We start from the raw sequence: 20,079 nt of genomic DNA on the forward strand, positions 1-20,079 counted from the left end.
TCATTAGAGTGCAAAAGTAATCACACCTAAAACTGAACGGTTTAGATTTCTCACTTCTTGCATGCTTTCTTCAAATTTCTTATAGCGAGTAACACCATATTCTTCTACGAAAAGGACATTCTCAAATGCTAAAAGATCTTTGACATTTTGCAAGTTAACAAACTGAACCCCCTCAAGATTCAATTTGTATTCTGCTTGTAATTTATTCAAAATACGATTATCTGAACTTACGATTGCTAGTGGTTGACCTTGACACTTGTAACTCAATAGTTCAGAAAGATTTTCAAGAGTTGTAATAGTTGAAACGAAGTCTACTTGATAAGCAGAGAAATCGCCTGCACGATTAATAGTTGGGTTGAAGAGGTATACTAGAACATTCGCCATGATCACTAGGATGACACAGAGAATACCAATAATCACTAAGCGCAAGATCAAATTTTTCAAGTTAAAGCCAAGAGCAACTTCTCCATTCGGAGTCAATTCTTTAGAGTTAACTGTTTCAAGTTTTTCAATCTTAACGTCTGTATAGGTAGACTTGAACTTGTCAATCAATGAATCAAATTTGCTTTCAAGGAAATCATTTACTTCCTTACTTGGAGTTAAAATTTTAACAGTTACACCTGCATCATCAATCAATGGGTTAATGGTTAATTTTTTTGTCCAATAGTCACTTGCAGAATTCTTCAATGCTGTTTCTGTGGTATCTAAATCTTTTGCGATTTCCTTCATCTTATCAGAATCAACATCATTGAAAAGAAAGGCACCGTTTAGATTACCATCAATTAGTTTTGCATAGAAGTCACTATAGCCACCAACTTGATGATTCAAAATTGTTTTTGATGATGTTTCTGGAGCAGTTATTTTATAGGTGATATAAGTAGAATAACTAGTAGAATCTTTGACTGTATTTTTATTTTTAATAGCTTTTAAAGTAAATGGTACAGCTATGAGAGCAAATAAGGCTAGTAAAGCTAGCAAATTCACTTTACGTTTTTTATAAAGATTTGCGAACAAATCAGCTACAGAATAATGTTCAAACATGTATTTCCCCTTTTTTAATTAAGTGATGATTTTCTTTTGTAAGCATTTTTGCCACGAAAATGATAATTAGAACAATTCCCCAGAATTGCATTGTAAAAAGATTAAAGAAACTTTCTGAGAAGCTACTTCTAGGCATAAAGAATAAATTATTCAAGATTAGCAAAGATAATGCAAATAAGATTGTTCTTGAGCGATAAGCTACTTGCAGCATAGCTATAAATAGCATACCAAGTAAGATACTTAGTAGAAATAGTCCCAACATACCATAATCAGTATACAATTCCATGATATAACTACTTCCAATACCATGGCCTCTTAAATATTCTTTATTTAGAACAAGATAAGATAAATTGTGGGCATAACTATTACTGTCAATCGCTAGTTCAATACTATTTGTCGTATGTTCAAATGGTTTGGCACCAAATATGATTCCGATACTACCTCTCGCAAAATAGTCAACAACCGGACCAAAAGTGAAATTTCGGAAGTCTCTATAAGGAAGACTACTATTGTACAGGAATCCTCTCGCTAAAACTCCAAAACTAGTTCCTTGTTTATAAATGAAATCGAGTAATAAATCAAAAACTCCACTCTGGGATACTTGAGCATTATCACGAACATAGTTTAATGCTCCCATCGCAAGCATGAGAACAGGTGTTCCAAGATAAATAGCCATTTTTTCTTTGAAACCAATCCATTTCCCTTTCTCCGTTTGTTCACGCATAAAGTAGTAAACAAAGGCAAAAATCAAACTTAGAATAAAGGGATTTCTGGTACCAATTACTAAGTGAATCAAGTTAGCCGCGATATAGGCAACTAAAACCATTGTCGCATGTGATTTTTTAGGTTTGGTTGCTAAGTAAACACACATGGCATAAACCGTGAAAGTCGATAAGATATAGGTAAAGTAGGGCAATTGACTTTCAAAATTTGCATAATAATTATAATAAGAAGTTTGCAAACGGTATAGTAAGCGCTCAAACAGTCTTAGAAAATAAAATGGATAGGTGAGTAGAAATACACTCAATGAAACAAAACGTAATTTTTTTATATAATTGACATTTACTGTTTTTTCTACTTTTACAGGAGCTTTGCTTTTTCGAGCAAGATAATAATTCTCTATAAAACCACCTATTGTCAGTCCTAAAATAGAAACAATGACAACTAGGAAAGCAAATCGATAGGCAATTGGTTGGTAGGTGTCTAGCGCTCCATCTCTAAAATAATCAATGGTGGGTCTGGATACCAAAAATATAAAAATTGTGATAAAGAATATAAAGTGAATCAAATAGTATTTGATATTATTCCAGCAAAGTAGCAGACTGCTAATTAAGAGCAAAAGCAAAGTTGTCAGAAGTCCTACGTTGTTACTGGTAAACAAATAAGTGATTCCGCTTATTATGGTTACGATATAGCTTAGAATCGTAACCGTTAGCAACATTCGTTTCCCATCAACCATCTCAGCCCTCCTTTTCTAATTAATTTTTTTCGATTGCTCAATATTTTTAAACAATAATATTCTATACAATCTTACATTTACAAATAAGGCTAAAGCACTAATACGTCTTCCTTTTCTAAAAATGGTATTTTTGAAAATAGCAAAGGCATGTTTTTTTAAGTAGCCATAAATCCGTGGATAGTCTTTAAACTCTTTGAAATTATCATCTAGAAGCATTTTATCCAAGATAAAGAAATGTGCATATGCCAGTCTAAAGAAAGCTACTTCTGTTAAGTTTGGATATTCCTTAACGACTTCAGTATAAAATTTTTGATAAATATCAATGTAAGCTAAGTCTTTTTCCGCATATGGTTTGGTAGTAATACTATCTCCTCGGTGGAAATAATAATAGTACGGTTTGGTATTAACAACATACTTTTTAGCTACTTTAATGAGATCAAAATGATAATAGGCATCTTCATAAATCAAACCTTTTGGAAAAGTTAACTGTGCTGCAATTTTCTTCTTGATGAGTTTGTTACAAATAGTACCAGGTATTTTCTCACCAATTAAATATTCTCTAAGGAATGTTTCTGTATCACATATAAAATAATCATCCTGATTTTCAGACTGTGGGCTCTCGCTATTGGCATAGACATTCATAACCCCACAGCTGGAAACATCTGCGTCTTCTTTGACTAATTGTTGATATAAGCTAGCAATCATTTCAGGATGTATATAATCATCCGAATCTATAAAAATAACATAGTCTCCGTGGGCTTGCTTCAATCCATCATTTCGAGCTTGAGACAAGCCTTCGTTTTCCTTGTGATAAACCAAAACTCGTTCATCTTGTTCAGCAATTTGTTCACACAAGCGACCACTTTCATCTGTCGCCCCATCATCAACAAGAATGATTTCAAGATTTTGATAGGTTTGTTGCTGAATGGATGCTATTGATTTTTCAAGGTATTGCGCCACATTATAGACTGGAACGATGACACTAATTAATGCAGTTTCCATGCTACTCCTCTATTAGTTTTTCTACTTGTTCAATTTGTTTAGCAATCGTAAATTGTTGAATAAATTGGCTGGCTTCATTGACATTAAAGCTTGATGCAGCTGTCATGTAGTTCTCAATTGCTTGAGCTGCTTCTTGATTACTTTTAATGATTTTACCAAATCGTTCTTCCTGAGATAATTCCTCTGCTCCCCCAACTTCAGTAGATACAAAGGGAACTCCCAGACTCAAGGCCTCGACATAGACTCCAGGAAAACCTTCCTGTTTGGACATGGATAAAAGAACTTGCATCTTAGAAAGATACTGATACGAATTTTTTTGATAACCAAGGAAATGAACGTAATCCTCAAGTTGATACTCTTTGACTCGTTTTTTCAACTCCTCTTCCATGTCACCAGCACCTATAAAGTAGTGATGGTATTTCTTGCCTTGCTGGTGCAACAGTCGTATAACTTCTACTACTCGATCAGAACCCTTATTCTCTTCAATACGTCCAATAGTACAGATGCTCTGAGGAGCTATCTCAATAGCCACCTTCTCTTTTGATTTTTCCAAAATGCTTTCAAAATCATAACCATTATAGACTGTTACTAATTTCTGCGAGTAATCTGGATAAACTTCTTTGATAGAATTGCTGGTTTTTTTTGAAATTCCTACTATCCTATCAGCATCATCCAATTGTCGTCTATGAGAATCACGCTTCGAACTATCTGTTAAAAATTCTTCAATACTTCCATGAATCCAAGAAATCTTCTTCACTTCTTGTCGTTTAGAAAATAAAAGAGGAGGATTCATAATGGTAAAGGAAACCTCTACATCATATTGATCTTTTACAAGTAAACGTCTGGTGAGTCTTGGAAAATAAATTCTCAATCTCCACAAAAGCGATTTTAGCCATCTTGGTTGACGATAGTCTTGTAAGGATTTTAAAATTCTCACATTTTCAGGTACTGGTTCGTATCCTTTATCAAAATGTTCCATTTCGAGGATGTCAATATCATACTTTTTCGGATCCAAGTTTGAAACAATCGTAGAAAGGATTTTTTCGGCACCTCCTCCTAGTGAGAAAGACCACATAAAAAATAGAATTTTCTTATTATTCACCATATTCTCCCTTATATTCAGTGTAACTCTTATCCATATCTGCTATAAGGGCATCGTGGTGAGGCACTTGCTTGTCTGCCGGTGGTGGTGTCATGTAGTCACCAAAAGATGTGCTGAGATAGGCATCATAACCAACTGGAATAGGCATTTCTGTTCCTTCGAATGGTAGGAAAATATTATCTTCAAATGCTTGAATTGGATATTTCTTTTTCATGTATCCTGGACCTGAGCATAATTCCGTGATGCCATCACTTTCTGCTAGACCATACTTGGTCATTTCTTTCTCAGCTTTTTTCCAGATACGATAACGAAGGGATTTAGGAGTTAATCCTAATAAAATCGTGCTGCCCCATTTCATGAGGGCTCCATGTTTTTCTGGAATGGTTTGTGCACAGAAGAGGGAATAAATCAAAGCCCAACGTACTTGTTTCTTACGTTCAGCTGGATTTTTAGGGTAGTAGTCCAAGGGAAGAACATCCAGAGCCAAGCCGTGTGGGAGGTCCAAATCTTGTTGGTAAGGCTTGATGCAAGTTGTTTCCTTGTCTCGAATAGTGATAAAGAGGTTGCGGTCAACAAAGTCTCTATCACTTTTTGATAGGAAGTAACGCTCGTCCGCATAACGAGGCCATAACTCTGCTAATTTTTCATAATCCTTGCGGGGCATGAAGAAGTCTAAGTCATCATCCCAAGGGATAAAACCTTTATTTCGTAGAGCACCAATAGCTCCTCCACCACACAAATAACAGAGTAAATCGTGTTCTTTACAAAAGGCGACAAAATATTCAGCCATCTCTAAGCTACGAGTTTGAATTGCCTTTAAATCACTCATCTTATTCTCTTCCTCTTCTATAGAATTATATCATCTCATTATACCATAAAAATGGTCAAAAAATCCATCTGATTATGGAAAAATCAAAGCCCGAAATACCTGTGGTAATTTCTCAAAGTAACTTCCACTTATCTGACCAAAGTGGAAATTAGTCTAAAACGGATTTTTATGGTGGAATTAAGTGTGAGACATTTGAGTTAGAAATGAGGTCCACTATGACAAAACATAAACACCTTACACTTTCAGACCGTCATGATATCCAACTAGGTTTAGAGCGCAGTGAAACCTTCAAATCTATTGGGCAACTTATTCTGAAAGACCCGACTACTATTTCTAAAGAAGTCAAACGAAACAAACAAATTAGAGACTCTACCTCTAACAACCTTCCTTGCCCTCTACTTGATAAAGCTCTCTTTGTCTGTAATGGGTGCTCTAAAAGAAGACAAAACTGTGGCTATCAGAAAATCTTCTACCTCGCTAAACAAGCTCAAAAGCAGTACGAACAAACTCTTGTTGAATCTCGTGAAGGGACTCCCCTTAATTCCAAGACCTTCTGGGATATGGACAAAGTCATTTCTGATGGTGTTAAAAAGGGACAACACATCTATCATATTCTCAAAACCCATAACCTTGATGTCAGCTCCTCAACCGTCTATAGACACATCCGAAAAGGATACCTGTCTATCGCTCCTATTGATCTAGCCAGAGCCGTTAAATTTAAAGAAAGAAAAAAAAGTAAGCTACCTTCCATCCCTAAAGAAGCTAAAGAAGGCCGTTCCTATGAGGATTTCCAAAACTATTTAACCCTTAATCAACTAGAATCTTGGCTGGAAATGGACACAGTTATGGGCAGGATGGGAGGTAAAGTCCTACTCACCTTCAATCTATCTTTCTGTAATTTTATCTTCGCTAGACTCCTGAATAATAAAACTGCCCTTGAGGTTACCAAACACCTCTATGACATCAAGAACACTCTTCACCAAGCGGATAAAGGCTTCTTCCATCTCTTTCCTGTCATTCTTACCGATAATGGTGGGGAGTTTGCCAGGGTTGATGACATCGAAATGGATGTGCGAGGAGAGAGTAAGCTTTTCTTTTGTGACCCTAATCGCTCTGACCAGAAAGGGAGAATTGAGAAAAATCATACGCTGATTCGCGACATTCTACCTAAAGGAACTTCATTTAACAATTTAACTCAAGAGGACATCAATCTCGTTTGTTCACATGTCAATAGCGTCAAGCGCGCTGCTTTGAATGGAAAATCAGCCTATGAACTCTTTGCTTTTACTTACGGAGAAGAAATTCCTAAGCTTCTCGGCATTTCTAAAATACCTGCAGAAGACGTCTGTCAGTCTTCTAAATTACTCCAACATAAGATCTAAAAACTAACCTTCAACCCCATTCAAACGTCTCACACTAACTTCCACCATAGCGGAACTTAATCTGAAACGCTTTCAGATGTGGGGATTTTGTGCGCTCTTTTTTTCGATTCATTTTGGCTACAGAAGCGATGAAATCAAGCATTATTAAAACCAGTGGAACTTACCCTGACACGGATTTCCACTGGTTTTTAGGATTTTTATCAGATTAACTTCCACTTCTAATAGCGGTGGAACTTAGTTTGGGAATTTAGCCCGAGACACCTGTTGCCATAGGTATTCCAAGCTCTGATTCGTTTTTTTCAGTTTACCTAAATCCCATCTGGGCCAATTTATTTTGGTAAGCTTTTTGATCTACTCGAAGTGATTGACCACCGTATACGTCAAAGTCGTCTACCCAGTCTCCAAGTTCTGGAACTGTCAATCTTTCAATACCATTCTGACCTCCTTCAAGGACTGATAATCCGTTAGTCAATAAGAAAGTATATGGAAGATTTGTAGAGGTCATGGCAAATACTTTTCCTAGTGCTTCTGAGCCTGTGAAAAGTTTTGTCGGATCTTTAATTTGCTGTAAAACAGCTGTCATGACCTGCTGTTGTCGACGAGTACGACCATAATCCCCTTCATCATCATCACGGAAACGTGCATAGTTGAGAAGAGTCGAACCATTCATCTGTTGTTTCCCAGCTCGAATGGTTTGAGTCGGTGATTCAGTTTCCGTTGCATGCAAATCATCTCCTACAGTCGCTTCTGTCACTGGGACCCCGTTTAGAGTTGAAAACTGAGCATCAATGGTCACACCATCAGGGAAAAGCGTATCAATGGCTGTCGCAAAGGCTTGGAAATCGACAAGGGCATAATATTTGATGTCTAGATCAAAATTATCCTTGAGAACCTTGCGGACCATTTCAGCCCCTTGTTTACCTTCTTGTTCCCCTAATTCGTAGGCTAAGTTTAATTTATGGTCGGTCTGTTTTTGACCATTGATAACTTGGCTATACCCATCAATATAGACTAAGTTATCACGCATAAAGCTAACGAGCTTCAATTTTTTATCTTTGCCACTTACATTCAGAACCATAATGGAATCTGTCCGTGTTTCTGCACTATTCTGTCCGATACGTCCATCTGTTCCCAAAATAAGAATATTAACACCATCTCGGGTATCCTGTCCATTAAAAACCTCAACCTGAGCAGCTTTGGCATCTTTGGGCCCATTTGAGCTATTAGGATTCGCCGATTGGAATCCCTTTAAGAACATGACGATCATTCCTACTGCTACACAAAGCAATAACATCCCTAACCAAGCAAATAATCGTTTAAAACGAAAACCTCTTTTTTTCTTTGGCTTCTTAGCTTTTGGAACCTTCGTTTCCAGTTGAGTTCCACCACTACGGCGGCTAGAACGACTACGATTAGCATAGGTTGGCAGGTCGATACCAGAGTCTGAAAGAAGTTGTTCTTTAGTTTCTGGATTGAAAACTTCCGCTGAACTTTTTTGACCTTCTAACTTAGCATGTAATAAGTCAAATTCTCTCTTTTCTTTCTCATTCAAATAATGAATATTTTTCAAAAGATAGTCATATCTCAGTTTTTCATGGTGTGTCAAAGGATTCTCTCTAGTCATTCCTTCTCCTTTCCTTTATCCTGTATTGTATAGATAGGATAAGCACCTAGTACTTTATACTGGATTCCAATCGTTTCTAATTCTTTTTGAGCAAAGTGGACCAGTTCTTTATCAGCATAGTCCACATCAATGATAAAAAAGTATTCGCCCAAGGCTGTTTTTAGGGGACGACTCTCAATTTTAGTCAAGTCAATCCCACGCCATGCAAAGGTAGAAAGTGCTTTGTATAATGCACCTGGAAGATTATCTGGCAAGGTCAAAGCTAGACTCATCTTTTCAGAACTTGCTTTCAAAGGAATTTGTGGTAAGTTAGGTCCCAAAACCCAAAAACGAGTAAAATTGGCTTCCATTTCTTGAATATCTTGAGCGATGAGTTCTAAACCATATTCCTCTGCAGAACTTCTTGGAGCAATCGCCGCAAATGGTTGATCAGGATGTTCAGAAACATAGCGCGCAGCGTAGGCTGTACTGGCAGTGACTTCTAGTTGCGCATCTGGATAATGCTCGTCAATAAATTTCTTCCCCTGTGCCAATGCTTGTGGGTGAGAAAAGATTTTCTCAATTTTAGATTGCCCGGGTACTGCCATCAATTGTTGGTGGATTGGCTGAACAATCTCTGCCACAGCTTGAATGCGAGCTTGATGGAAAAGATAGTCCAGTGTCTCATGAACACTACCTTCAATGGAATTTTCAACTGGCACTACTGAATAGTCTACCAATCCATGTTCATAGGCCTTGATAACGTCTGTAATATTTGAAAATGGCTCCAGTTCCTCATGAGGAAAAGCCGTCTGCACCACATGGTGCGAAAAAGATCCTTTGGGACCTAGATAGGCAATTTTCATTTCAGTTCCTCTATAATTTCCTCTGGGCTTAGCTTGGACACATCGATAACTTTACTAGCCACTTCCTCATACCAAGCCTGTCTTTCATTAAAAATTGCAGCCAAATCTTCCTTGCTATTGTTCAGAAATAGTGGGCGTTGATTGTCCTTATCAGCTGAAATTCGTTGGTAAAGGGTCTCAAAATCTGCTTTTAGGTAGATATTCTCTGGATTTTGCTTGAGTAAATCACGATTACGCGGAGAAATGACTACTCCTCCCCCAGTTGACACGACTTGGTCTGTTTTTAATAAATCAGCTAAAATTTCTGATTCTACCTGACGGAAGGCTGCTTCTCCTTTTTCTTCAAAGAAACGAGCAATCGGCATCCCCAGTCGGTCTTCGAGCAAGGAATCCATGTCTACAAAATCAGGATCTAATCCTCTAGCAATAGTAGATTTTCCTGCACCCATAAAACCTAGTAAAACCTTAGCCATGAATCAAAGTCTCCAAATCATCAAAGAAGCTTGGGTAGCTAGTATTAATAGCTTCAGCTCGATCCAATTCAACTTCTCCATCTGCCACTAAAAGAGCTGCAATGGCTGTCATCATGCCGATACGGTGGTCACCAAAGGTATTTACTCTGGCTCCATGAAGAGCAGATTTCCCTTTGATAATCATGCCGTCTGCTGTAGGAGTAATAGCTGCTCCCATGCTATTTAAGGCATCTGCGACAACTTGAATACGGTCAGTTTCTTTAACCTTGAGCTCTTCTGCATCTTTGATGACTGTTTGACCTTGAGCTTGGGTAGCAAGAAGGGCGATAATTGGCAATTCATCAATCAAACGTGGAATCAAGGCTCCGCCAATCTCAGTTCCTTTTAGGTCTGATGTCTCAACAGTCAAAGTTGCAGACTTAGCAATCGGGTCAATGTCAGTAAGTTCTAATTTCCCACCCATAGAGCGGATAACATCAATAATCCCTGTACGAGTTTCGTTAATGCCCACATTCTTCAGCACGACACGAGAATTAGGAACAATCAAACCTGCCACCAACCAAAAGGCTGCACTAGAAATATCTCCTGGTACGACAACTGTTTGTCCACTTAGTTTCTGTGGTCCTTGGACTGTGATTTTCTTACCATCAACACTCAAGTCTCCACCAAATTGATGCAGCATATCTTCTGTGTGGTTACGAGTGCACTCCTTCTCAATGATGACAGATTGCCCCTGAGCCTGCAAAGCCGCAAAAATCAAGGCTGACTTGACTTGGGCAGAGGCAATTGGCAATTCATAATGAATAGGTGTTAAATTTTTTGTACCTTTTAAGTGCAAAGGTGGCAAGTCTCGCTCTGTCTGACCAGAAATGCTAACTCCCATTTTTTTCAAAGGAAGGGTCACACGATCCATGGGGCGTTTAGAAAGACTATCATCTCCAAACATTTCTACTTCAAATTCTGCACCAGCAAGGACGCCTGAAATCAAGCGAATAGAGGTCCCAGAATTCCCCATATCCAGAGCATTCTGAGGGGCTTTCAAACCATCCATGCCAACACCTTGAATGGTAACGACACCGTCCTTGTCCTCTATCTCAACACCGAGGTCCCGAAATACTTGCATGGTTGACAAAACATCTTCGCCACGCAAGATATCATAAACTTTAGTCTCACCTTCAGCCAAGCTTCCAAAAATAATAGAGCGATGACTGATGGATTTATCACCTGGTACGCGAATGCTACCATTCAAATGATTAACGTTTGTTTTCAACTTCATACTAGACCTCATACTGACAATACTTTTTCTTATTTTATCATAAAAAGTCAGAAATTTCTTAAAAATTCCTGACTTTAGGATAGTTATTTTCTTATTTTAGCAATTCTGAAACTGGTTCAAAAACAATTTTTTCAATGTCAGAAAGGTAAATTGCCAATTGTTGTTGCTTGGTAAAGAATTCTGACAAGAGGCTGTTCCCTTGAATCTGCTTGCCAAAGTTTTCCATCTTAGCTTGGAAAGAAGCGTCTGGCATTTGACCTGTCTGAGCCAGTCTTTGAATTTCCTCTTGGAAGGCAACATATTCTGTAAAAATTTTGCTCGCCTCAGCATCTGCTGAAATAGCATCTTTAGCTGCTTTAACAGCCTTATATTCTGGTAATTCGCGTAGACCGCGACTAAGTTCGTTTGCACTATCGTAAATATTTGACATGATTTTCTCCTTATTTATTTCTTTTAAAATTACTAGTCACTCTGTGGTCATTATTATTGTGCAATCACTTTTATATGACCTCTTGAATGTCCATTGCTTAATTCCTTATCTGGTATATACTCTATCTTCAAAGTTCCTAAATTAGAACCTGTTTTTATTTCATTTGACATAAGATTATCAAAATAGTTATCTATCTCATCATCAGATAAGGATGATTCAATCGATTTAACAATATCATGAAATACTTCTTTCATTCCTGCAACACCAGATTCACTATTTTCATTTGTCTGATTAATTGTTACATTGATTTTATCAGTATCATTTGCATGTAAAAGCTCCAAGTAATATCCGTAGCTTGATGCGAAATATTTTATTTTTATATTTCCTTTTTTGATATTTTCTAATGGGCTATTAGAATTTTGATTATAGCTGTTAATAAAATCATTAATAATCCTATCGTCTACATACTTTGAATTAGTTTTCTCTGAACTTGTTTCTTTCTTGGATGGTTCATTTTTTGTCTCAACACTTTCTTCTGAAGTAGTTTTCACATCTTTTTTAACAGTGTAAGCTCTAAGTAAGATAAAAGAAATAAAGATAATACCAAATATGAATCTAGGCTCTATTTTAGGCATATTTTTCTCCTTATTTGACAACGACTGTATAGTCGGTGTTTTCTGTTATGAGGTGCTCGGCTCGTTCCAAGTCTTGAGCATTTTTAAATGAAATTTGTAGAATCCCGTGAATATCTTCACGGTTTTCCTCATTGATATGGATATTGACCAAAGAAGTTCCACGTAGCAATTCCAAGATGCGTAAAATCACATCTTCCTCATCGGGAACATCTACATAAAGGTCAAATGAGCTATCTACTCCTCCGCGTTTATGGATTTCCATAGCCTGACGTTGCTCACGCGCTTGATTGAAAAAATTCCATATTTGGTTTTCATCACCCTTACTGATAGCTTGTCCAATCTCGTTCAAACGGCCCCTGAAGTCCTCGATGCGTTCAACAATGGTCTCCCGATTGGATAAGAGGATAGAAGTCCACATACCTGGCTCGCTTTCAGCAATCCGAGTCATATCACGGAAACCACCTGCCGCAAAGCGTCGAGCCATTTCATGCTCCGCAGCATAACTTGCAGTTTGTTCCATCAGGCCTGATGCTAAGATATGCGGAAAATGACTAATCTGAGAAGTCACTCGATCATGCTCTTCAGCATCGATTTCAATGAAACGAGCATGAAGACCTGACAGCAAGTCTCTCATTTCTTCAAGCGTATCTGGAGTTGTCAGACTCGAAGGCGTAAAGATATAGTAGGCATTTTCAAAGAGATTAACATCGGCAGAAGCCGCTCCTGTCTTGTGACTTCCTGCCATGGGATGGGCCCCGACAAAGCGAACAGACTTATCAGCAAAACACTTCTCAGCTGTAGCCACGATAGCTGACTTGGTCGAGCCAGCATCGGAAATAATGACACCTTCCTTTAAATCCAAGTTTGCCAACTTCTCGATAAAATCAAGTGTTTGCTGGATAGGAAGTGACAAAATAATAATATCCGCTAGTGGAGCAAAACTGGCAAAGTCATCCGTCGCTCGGTCAATCATTCCTCTCTCCAAGGCAATATCTCTAGACGCTTGACTACGATTGTATCCTAAAATTTCATAATCAGGATGATCCCGCTTGATTCCGAGGGCCATGGAAGCACCAATCAAACCTAGTCCTGCGATATAGATGGTTTTTGCCATAAGAACTCCTTAATAATTCTTTGTATACTCTCGATGTTTCGCAACAGCTTCTTTTAATTCTTCCAGATTATCAGAGGAGAATTTCTCTAGAATTTCCTGAGCCAAGACTGTTGCTACGACTGCCTCCATAACGACACCTGCTGCTGGAAGAGCAGTAGGATCACTTCTCTCTACTGTTGCTTTATAAGGCTCATGAGTTTCAATATCGACACTCATCAACGGCTTATAGAGAGTCGGAATTGGCTTCATAACTCCACGAACGATAATCGGTTGGCCGTTGGTCATACCACCTTCGAAACCTCCAAGGTTATTAGTCCGACGAGTATAGCCATCTTCTGATGACCAGAGGATTTCATCCATGACTTGGCTACCCTTAAGATGGCCTGCTTTAAAACCAAGACCAAACTCCACACCCTTAAAGGCATTGATAGAAACAACAGCTTGAGCTAGCCTTGCATCTAGTTTACGATCCCATTGGACATAAGAACCAAGACCAACCGGAACACCTCCGACAACTGTTTCTACAACACCTCCGATGGTATCCCCATCTCGCTTAATCTGGTCAATATAATCCTTAATCTCCTGCTCACGTTCTTGGTTGACGATAGAAACTTCAGACTGGGCAGCTAGTTTCTTAATATCTGCGACTGTTAAGTTTTCTGGAACATCGATTTCCTTACCACCGAAGATAACAACATGGTTAGCAATTTCGATATCAAGCTCAGCTAAAAGCCGCTTGGCTACTGCTCCAACTGCAACCCTCATAGTTGTTTCACGAGCAGATGAACGTTCCAAAGAATTTCGCAAATCATCAAAGCGGTATTTGATGCCCCCAACCAAGTCTGCGTGACCTGGACGAGGATGTGTGATTTTTCGTTTGCTTTTGAGTTTGTCTTCAATATCCTCGGCAGACATGATATCCAGCCATTTTTGGTGGTCCTTGTTAATGACACCCATGGTGATAGGAGCCCCTGTCGTCTTTCCGTGACGAACTCCAGAAGTAAAGACAACCTGATCGCTCTCGATTTTCATGCGTCCACCACGACCGTAACCGCCTTGGCGACGTTTGAGATCTTCATTGATATCTTCTGCAGTCAAAGGCAGTCCTGCTGGAATTCCTTCAATAATTGCTGTCAGACGAGGACCATGTGATTCTCCTGCTGTTAAATATCTCATACATTCTCCTTATTTTACCAAGTAATCTTTCATTTCTTCGAGTGAGACGGGGTGAATAGTAGCTGAACCAAGTTCTGGTACCAAGACTAATTTCATAGTGTTACCACGCGCTTTTTTATCATGAGTCAAAGCCTGATAAAGCTTATCAACATCCCAGTTTTCATAATCCACAGGAAGCCCAAATTTCTGACACATTTCTCGGATAGACTGAGTGATTCCAGCTGGCATAAGGCCTTTTTGTTCGGCTACTTTAGAGACCTGAACCATTCCCATCGCTACTGCCTCACCATGCATGACACGTCCATAACCAGCAGTTGCTTCAATAGCATGGCCGATTGTATGACCAAAGTTGAGATATAGACGAATGCCATTGTCCAATTCATCCTCAACTACCATCTTGCGTTTCACCTGGCAAGAATGCTCAATCAAACTTTCTGAATGCTCCCAAATACTATCCACAGAACCATCCATTTCAGATAACAAGTCCCAGAGTTCTGGATCTTCAATTAAGCCATACTTGATGACTTCACCCATTCCTTCAATCAACTCTCTCTTACCTAAGGTTTCAAGAACCGTTGGGTCAATCAAAACACTATCCGGCTGAGCAAAAGTTCCAACCATATTCTTGGCAAAAGGAGTATTCACTCCTGTCTTACCCCCGATTGAAGAGTCGACTTGAGCTGTCAAACTAGTCGGAATTTGAACAAAGTGAATACCTCGCATATAGGTTGAGGCTACAAATCCAGCCAAATCACCAACTACACCACCACCGAGGGCTACGATGCCATCACTGCGAGTCAAGTCTTGCTTAACTAGAAATTCATAAGCCTTTTGAACCGTGGTTAGATTTTTTCGCTCTTCCCCCTCTAGAAAGTCAAAAACTGCCACTTGAAAACCAGCAGACTCTAAGCTCAATTTAACCTTTTCTGCATAGAGTGAAGCCACACGGTTATCCGTTATGATAACAATTTTTTGTGGTTGCCAAAGTTCGCGCAACCATTTTCCTGCTTGAGACAAGCTTCCTTTTTCAATCTGAATATCATAAGGATGGTGGGGAAGGTCTATTCTAATTTTCATAGCAGGTCTCCTTTTTCTTTATTGGTACTTTTGTTTTAATAATTCCCAGATTTGATCTGTTGGCATTTCCTTGCCTGTCCATAACTGAAAAGCTTCAGCAGCTTGGTAAAGCAGCATGCCAAGGCCATTGATAGATTGATTTCCCTGACTTCTAGCCCATTTCAAAAATGGGGTTTCAAAGGGTTGATAAATCACATCAGCTACCAAAAGCTTCTCTGGTAAAACGATGCTGGTCGGGATCGGCTGAGAGGATCCATCCATGCCCACACTAGTAGCATTGACCAGGAGGTCGGCTTTAGTGATGCTGTCTTGAAGTTCTTGAACATCCTCTAATGCAAATAAATCTACTCTAAATCCAGTCGCATTCTGTATTTTTTCTAAGTAAGGTCTTGTTTTTTCTATGGATGAAGAACGAACAAAGACAGAAATCTGACTCACTCCATCCAAGATTGCCTGTGCCAAAATTGCCTTGGCTGCACCGCCTGCTCCTAACAAAACCAGTCTTTTCCTTGATATTTTAAAAGAAGGCAAGCTCTTAAAGAATCCCTTGCCATCTGTGTTATATCCAATTAATGTTCCTTCTCGATTCACAACTGTATTAACTGCACCAATTAAACAAGCCTCTTCGCTCAACTGGTCCAGATAAGGAATTACTTGTTCCTTGTAAGGCATGGAAAGATTGATTCCATACATCTGATAGCGACGAATATTGGCAACTGTTTCTGCCAAGTCAGTCGCTTCAACCTCCCAGGCTAGATAGACACCGTTTGTCTCTGTTGCCTCAAATGCGCTATTGTGAATGAAGGGAGAAATGGAATGTTTGATAGGATTTGCGACCACAGCTGCCAGACGTGTGTAGCCATCAATCCTCATTCAAAATCTCCCGAATTTTTACCATATTGGAGAGTGAGATTTGTCCTGAGGCACTTGCTGCATCTAAACTTGCAAATGACCAACTTGAACCCGTTACATCTGAAGTGATACGAGATACCTTACCCACTTTGCCCATAGAAATCGTTACATATTCCTGCTCAGGGTTGAGGGTTTTAAATCCTCGTGTGAAATTCATGAGGTCTAATACATCTTGTGCTGTATGTGCCATTACAGATACCTTAACTACTTTCGGAGTTAGGCTAGTTAGCTCTGACAAAATTTCCATCATATTGTCTGGAGTTTCCTGGAAATTATGGTAACTCAAAACCAAATTTGGAAAATCTAGCATCTGCTCAAAAACATCCTTGTGAGCAAAATACTCAAAATCAAGGTATTCAGGTTGATAGAGTTGGGCCACATCCTTGATGATCTGAACATAGTCTTCCGATGACAGGTCAATCTCTCCTCCTTCAGCACGAGTGCGCAAGGTAAAGAGAAGTTCGCGACCTGCAAACTTTTCAAAAATGGCAGGCGCCACCTGTAAAATAGCTTCTTTTGGTAGAAAATCAGCACGCCACTCAATGATATCAGCATCAATATACCGCATGGCATCGATTCCTTGCGCCTCTTCTAAACTCTTTGGCATTACTGAAACGACTAATTTCATTTAGTTACCTTCATGCTAATCACCTTGAGGTAATTACTACTTTCATCTTTTTCATTGTAGACAAAGTCTGCTGGAAGTCCATATTTATTAAGAACCTGGTACTTTCTTCCTGCAAATCCTTTGTCGATTTGTTCTATAAATTTTTGACGGGAAACATTGGCAGCATTGGTGCTAGCAATGATCATACCTCCCGGATTTAAAATCTCTAAACTCTGGGAAATCAACTTGTGATAGTCCTTAGCTACAGAGAAAGTTTGCTTTTTATTACGGGCAAAGCTAGGTGGATCAAGAACGATCACATCATAAGATAAGCCCTTACGTTTAGCGTATTTAAAGTATTCAAAGACATCCATGACGATGAAACGATGACTGTCAAGACTGAGTCCATTGGCATGAAAATGAGCTTCTGACAGTTCTCTTGAACGTTTGGCTAGGTCTACAGAGGTTGTTACACTAGCTCCTCCCATGGCTGCAGCAACTGAGAAAGCTGCTGTATAGGAAAACATATTGAGTAAGGATTTCCCCATAACTAAACCATCAACCAAGCTACCACGCACTTCATGTTGGTCCAAAAAGATGCCTGTCATAAGACCGTCGTTCATAAAGACTTGATAGAGGACACCATTCTCGAGAACTGTAAAATTTTCTGGTGCTTCTTGACCATAGATATGGGCAGACTCATAGTCTAGACCTTTAAAACGAATCTTTTCATAGGCACCTAATACTTCAGGGAAAACCTGAGCAAAAGCTGCTAAAATCTGTTGGCGAAGTCCATAGATATAGGAGTTATACCATGAAAAAACAACATAATCTCCATAGAGATCCAAAGTCATTCCGCCAAAACCATCGCCTTCTTGATTAAACAAACGAAAGGCAGTTGTCAACTCATCTTGATAGTAAGCAGAACGTTTTTGTTTGGCTTTTTCAAACAAACTTTCAAAGAATTTTTGGTTAAAAGAAAGCTTCTGGTTCGTTACAAACCAACCAATTCCCTTATTTTGACGAGATAAATAGGCCTTGCCCAAAAACTGCTTGTTTTGACTCAATAACTCAACTTCTTGATCAGTTTCAGATAGTTCTGGAAAATCAATATCCTCCAAAAGTACTAGACCTTGATTTAGTTTTTTTTCAACACGTCTACTGACGAATACTTTATTCATAAACACTATTATAACAAATTTTATGACAATTCACAAAATAGAAACTATTGATTCATCCATCATCTTGCCCTATCTGAGAGAATTTTTCCTCCCATTAGTCCTACTATTTTTATTTTATAGTATTTCAACACTTCTAGTTGAAAAATAGACATAAAATTTTAAGAGTTTAATTTTAGCGCAAACGTTTGCGCAGAAGCTGACTTTATGCTACAATAATTCTCATCACTGTAAGTAAGAGGATTAACTATGAAAAATCAAACCCTAATGCAATATTTTGAGTGGTATCTGCCTCACGATGGAAATCACTGGACACGCCTAGCTGACGACGCTGAACACCTAGCTAACTTAGGTATTAGTCACATTTGGATGCCACCTGCTTTTAAAGCAACAAATGAAAAAGATGTTGGTTATGGCGTCTATGACCTATTTGACCTTGGAGAGTTCAATCAGAAAGGTACTATACGTACCAAGTATGGTTTTAAAGAAGACTATCTTCATGCCATCCAAACTTTAAAATCTCATGGGATTCAACCAATGGCTGATATCGTCTTAAATCATAAGGCAGCCGCTGACCATTTAGAATCTTTTCAAGTTATCGAAGTGGATCCAGAAGATCGAACTGTGGAACTAGGAGAACCTTTTACCATCAATGGCTGGACTGGTTTTACTTTTGATGGACGACAAAATACCTACAATGACTTCCACTGGCACTGGTACCACTTTACTGGAACTGACTACGATGCTAAACGCCGTAAATCTGGAATCTATCTGATACAGGGAGACAACAAAGGCTGGGCTCATGAGGAATTAGTCGACAATGAGAATGGCAATTACGACTATCTCATGTATGCCGATCTAGATTTCAAACATCCTGAAGTGATAAAAAATATCTACGATTGGGCAGATTGGTTTATGGAAACAACTGGTGTGGCAGGTTTCCGCTTGGACGCCGTTAAACACATTGACTCTTTCTTTATGCGCAATTTCATTCGCGATATCAAAGAAAAATATGGCCAAGATTTTTATGTTTTTGGTGAATTTTGGAATCCAGACAAAGCAGCCAACCTAGAATACCTCGATAAAATTGAAGAACGCTTTGATCTTGTCGATGTTCGCCTCCATATGAATCTCTTTGAAGCAAGCCAAGCTGGTGCAGACTATGATTTGCGTACCATTTTTAATGATAGTCTCGTTCTAATCAAGCCAGATAAGGCTGTAACCTTTGTCGAAAACCATGACACCCAACGAGGTCAAGCTCTGGAGTCTACTGTTGAAGAATGGTTTAAACCAGCAGCCTATGCTCTCATTCTTTTGCGTGAGCACGGTCTACCATGTGTCTTTTACGGAGACTACTATGGGATTTCAGGACAGTATGCTCAGGAAGACTTCAAGGATGTCCTTGACCGTCTGCTTGCCATCCGAAAAGATTTGGCTTATGGAGAGCAGACTGACTACTTTGACGATTCTAATTGTATCGGTTGGGTTCGTTCAGGCGCTAAAAATCAATCCCCAATCGCAGTCTTGATTTCAAATGACCAAGAAAACAGCAAATCCATGTTTGTTGGTCAAGAATGGGCTGACCAAACATTTGTTGATTTACTTGGTAACCATTCAGATCAAGTAACTATAAATGCTGAAGGTTATGGAGATTTCCCAGTTACAGAACGCTCTCTTAGTGTATGGGGACTGGCTAACTAATCAATTAATACTCTTCGAAAATCTCTTCAAACCACGTCAGCTTCTCCTTGCCGTATATGTGTTACTGACTTCGTCAGTTCTATCCACAACCTCAAAACGGTGCTTTGAGCAACCTGCGGCTCGCTTCCTAGTTTGCTCTTTGATTTTCATTGAGTATAAAACACACAAAAAATGCCCACAAGCTAGATTTTCTTTCTAGCCTGTAGGCATTTTTTT

General features: G+C 38.9%; 19 protein-coding genes. 2 read left to right on the forward strand and 17 right to left on the reverse strand.

Annotation, left to right across the window (positions count from 1 at the left end; translation table 11 throughout):
• Positions 1–3: 3 nt before the first annotated feature.
• Genes QM406_RS07870 through QM406_RS07890 form a run of 5 tightly spaced genes read right to left on the reverse strand, consistent with a single transcriptional unit; the run spans position 4 to position 5,433 of the window.
• Complete coding sequence (locus tag QM406_RS07870) at positions 4–1,041, reverse strand: prephenate dehydratase (protein WP_311522672.1); 1,038 nt, start codon at positions 1,039–1,041, stop codon at positions 4–6.
• On the reverse strand, positions 1,034–2,500 hold the full coding sequence (locus QM406_RS07875) for an O-antigen polysaccharide polymerase Wzy family protein (protein WP_311522673.1): 1,467 nt from the start codon (positions 2,498–2,500) through the stop codon (positions 1,034–1,036). The genes QM406_RS07870 and QM406_RS07875 overlap by 8 nt, the downstream gene beginning before the upstream one ends.
• 15 nt (positions 2,501–2,515) lie before the next feature.
• The gene (locus QM406_RS07880) at positions 2,516–3,502 is read right to left on the reverse strand and encodes a glycosyltransferase family 2 protein (RefSeq protein WP_414273899.1); all 987 of its coding nucleotides are present in this window, start codon (positions 3,500–3,502) and stop codon (positions 2,516–2,518) included.
• A 1-nt stretch (position 3,503) separates the two neighbouring features.
• Positions 3,504–4,607: a glycosyltransferase gene (locus QM406_RS07885; protein ID WP_414273900.1), complete on the reverse strand. Its 1,104-nt coding sequence runs from the start codon at positions 4,605–4,607 to the stop codon at positions 3,504–3,506.
• The gene (locus tag QM406_RS07890) at positions 4,597–5,433 is read right to left on the reverse strand and encodes a phosphorylcholine transferase LicD (protein WP_311522676.1); all 837 of its coding nucleotides are present in this window, start codon (positions 5,431–5,433) and stop codon (positions 4,597–4,599) included. The genes QM406_RS07885 and QM406_RS07890 overlap by 11 nt, the downstream gene beginning before the upstream one ends.
• A 215-nt stretch (positions 5,434–5,648) precedes the next feature.
• Here QM406_RS07890 and QM406_RS07895 point away from each other — a divergent pair, with 215 nt between their 5' ends.
• Positions 5,649–6,815, forward strand: coding sequence for an IS30 family transposase (locus QM406_RS07895; protein WP_414273901.1), 1,167 nt, complete (start codon positions 5,649–5,651; stop codon positions 6,813–6,815).
• Positions 6,816–7,119: 304 nt separating this feature from the next.
• On the opposite strand, the gene QM406_RS07900 is transcribed toward QM406_RS07895, so the two are convergent.
• The 12 genes from QM406_RS07900 to QM406_RS07955 form a co-directional block, all read right to left on the reverse strand.
• Positions 7,120–8,439, reverse strand: coding sequence for an LCP family protein (locus tag QM406_RS07900; RefSeq protein ID WP_311522678.1), 1,320 nt, complete (start codon positions 8,437–8,439; stop codon positions 7,120–7,122).
• A complete protein-coding gene (pheA, locus tag QM406_RS07905; RefSeq protein ID WP_414273902.1) occupies positions 8,436–9,284 on the reverse strand; it encodes a prephenate dehydratase in 849 nt (282 codons plus the stop codon). The genes QM406_RS07900 and pheA overlap by 4 nt, the downstream gene beginning before the upstream one ends.
• Entirely contained in the window at positions 9,281–9,757 is a 477-nt protein-coding gene (locus tag QM406_RS07910) for a shikimate kinase (protein WP_075232095.1), read from the reverse strand. The genes pheA and QM406_RS07910 overlap by 4 nt, the downstream gene beginning before the upstream one ends.
• The gene (gene aroA, locus QM406_RS07915) at positions 9,750–11,033 is read right to left on the reverse strand and encodes a 3-phosphoshikimate 1-carboxyvinyltransferase (RefSeq protein ID WP_075232096.1); all 1,284 of its coding nucleotides are present in this window, start codon (positions 11,031–11,033) and stop codon (positions 9,750–9,752) included. The genes QM406_RS07910 and aroA overlap by 8 nt, the downstream gene beginning before the upstream one ends.
• A gap of 91 nt (positions 11,034–11,124) precedes the next feature.
• Positions 11,125–11,463 carry a YlbF/YmcA family competence regulator gene (locus QM406_RS07920; RefSeq protein WP_045611301.1) on the reverse strand — a complete coding sequence of 113 codons (339 nt, stop codon included), beginning with the start codon at positions 11,461–11,463 and terminating at the stop codon, positions 11,125–11,127.
• A 53-nt stretch (positions 11,464–11,516) separates the two neighbouring features.
• Positions 11,517–12,098, reverse strand: coding sequence for a hypothetical protein (locus QM406_RS07925; protein ID WP_075232097.1), 582 nt, complete (start codon positions 12,096–12,098; stop codon positions 11,517–11,519).
• A gap of 10 nt (positions 12,099–12,108) precedes the next feature.
• A complete protein-coding gene (locus tag QM406_RS07930; RefSeq protein ID WP_075232098.1) occupies positions 12,109–13,212 on the reverse strand; it encodes a prephenate dehydrogenase in 1,104 nt (367 codons plus the stop codon).
• A gap of 9 nt (positions 13,213–13,221) precedes the next feature.
• Complete coding sequence (aroC, locus tag QM406_RS07935; RefSeq protein ID WP_075232099.1) at positions 13,222–14,388, reverse strand: chorismate synthase; 1,167 nt, start codon at positions 14,386–14,388, stop codon at positions 13,222–13,224.
• 9 nt (positions 14,389–14,397) lie between these two features.
• Positions 14,398–15,465, reverse strand: a complete 1,068-nt coding sequence (gene aroB / locus QM406_RS07940) for a 3-dehydroquinate synthase (RefSeq protein WP_414273903.1) — start codon at positions 15,463–15,465, stop codon at positions 14,398–14,400.
• Positions 15,466–15,483: 18 nt separating this feature from the next.
• On the reverse strand, positions 15,484–16,338 hold the full coding sequence (locus QM406_RS07945) for a shikimate dehydrogenase (protein WP_075232101.1): 855 nt from the start codon (positions 16,336–16,338) through the stop codon (positions 15,484–15,486).
• A complete protein-coding gene (aroD, locus tag QM406_RS07950; RefSeq protein ID WP_414273904.1) occupies positions 16,328–17,005 on the reverse strand; it encodes a type I 3-dehydroquinate dehydratase in 678 nt (225 codons plus the stop codon). Before aroD ends, QM406_RS07945 begins: the two co-directional genes overlap by 11 nt.
• The gene (locus tag QM406_RS07955; protein WP_075232102.1) at positions 17,002–18,165 is read right to left on the reverse strand and encodes a class I SAM-dependent rRNA methyltransferase; all 1,164 of its coding nucleotides are present in this window, start codon (positions 18,163–18,165) and stop codon (positions 17,002–17,004) included. Before QM406_RS07955 ends, aroD begins: the two co-directional genes overlap by 4 nt.
• A 246-nt stretch (positions 18,166–18,411) precedes the next feature.
• On the opposite strand from QM406_RS07955, the gene QM406_RS07960 reads away from it, so the two are divergent.
• Positions 18,412–19,863: an alpha-amylase gene (locus tag QM406_RS07960; RefSeq protein WP_075232103.1), complete on the forward strand. Its 1,452-nt coding sequence runs from the start codon at positions 18,412–18,414 to the stop codon at positions 19,861–19,863.
• The last annotated feature ends 216 nt before the right edge of the window (positions 19,864–20,079 follow it).

The sequence above is a fragment of the Streptococcus infantis genome (assembly GCF_047465035.1).
In the GTDB taxonomy this organism is placed as follows: Bacteria; Bacillota; Bacilli; order Lactobacillales; family Streptococcaceae; genus Streptococcus; species Streptococcus infantis_T.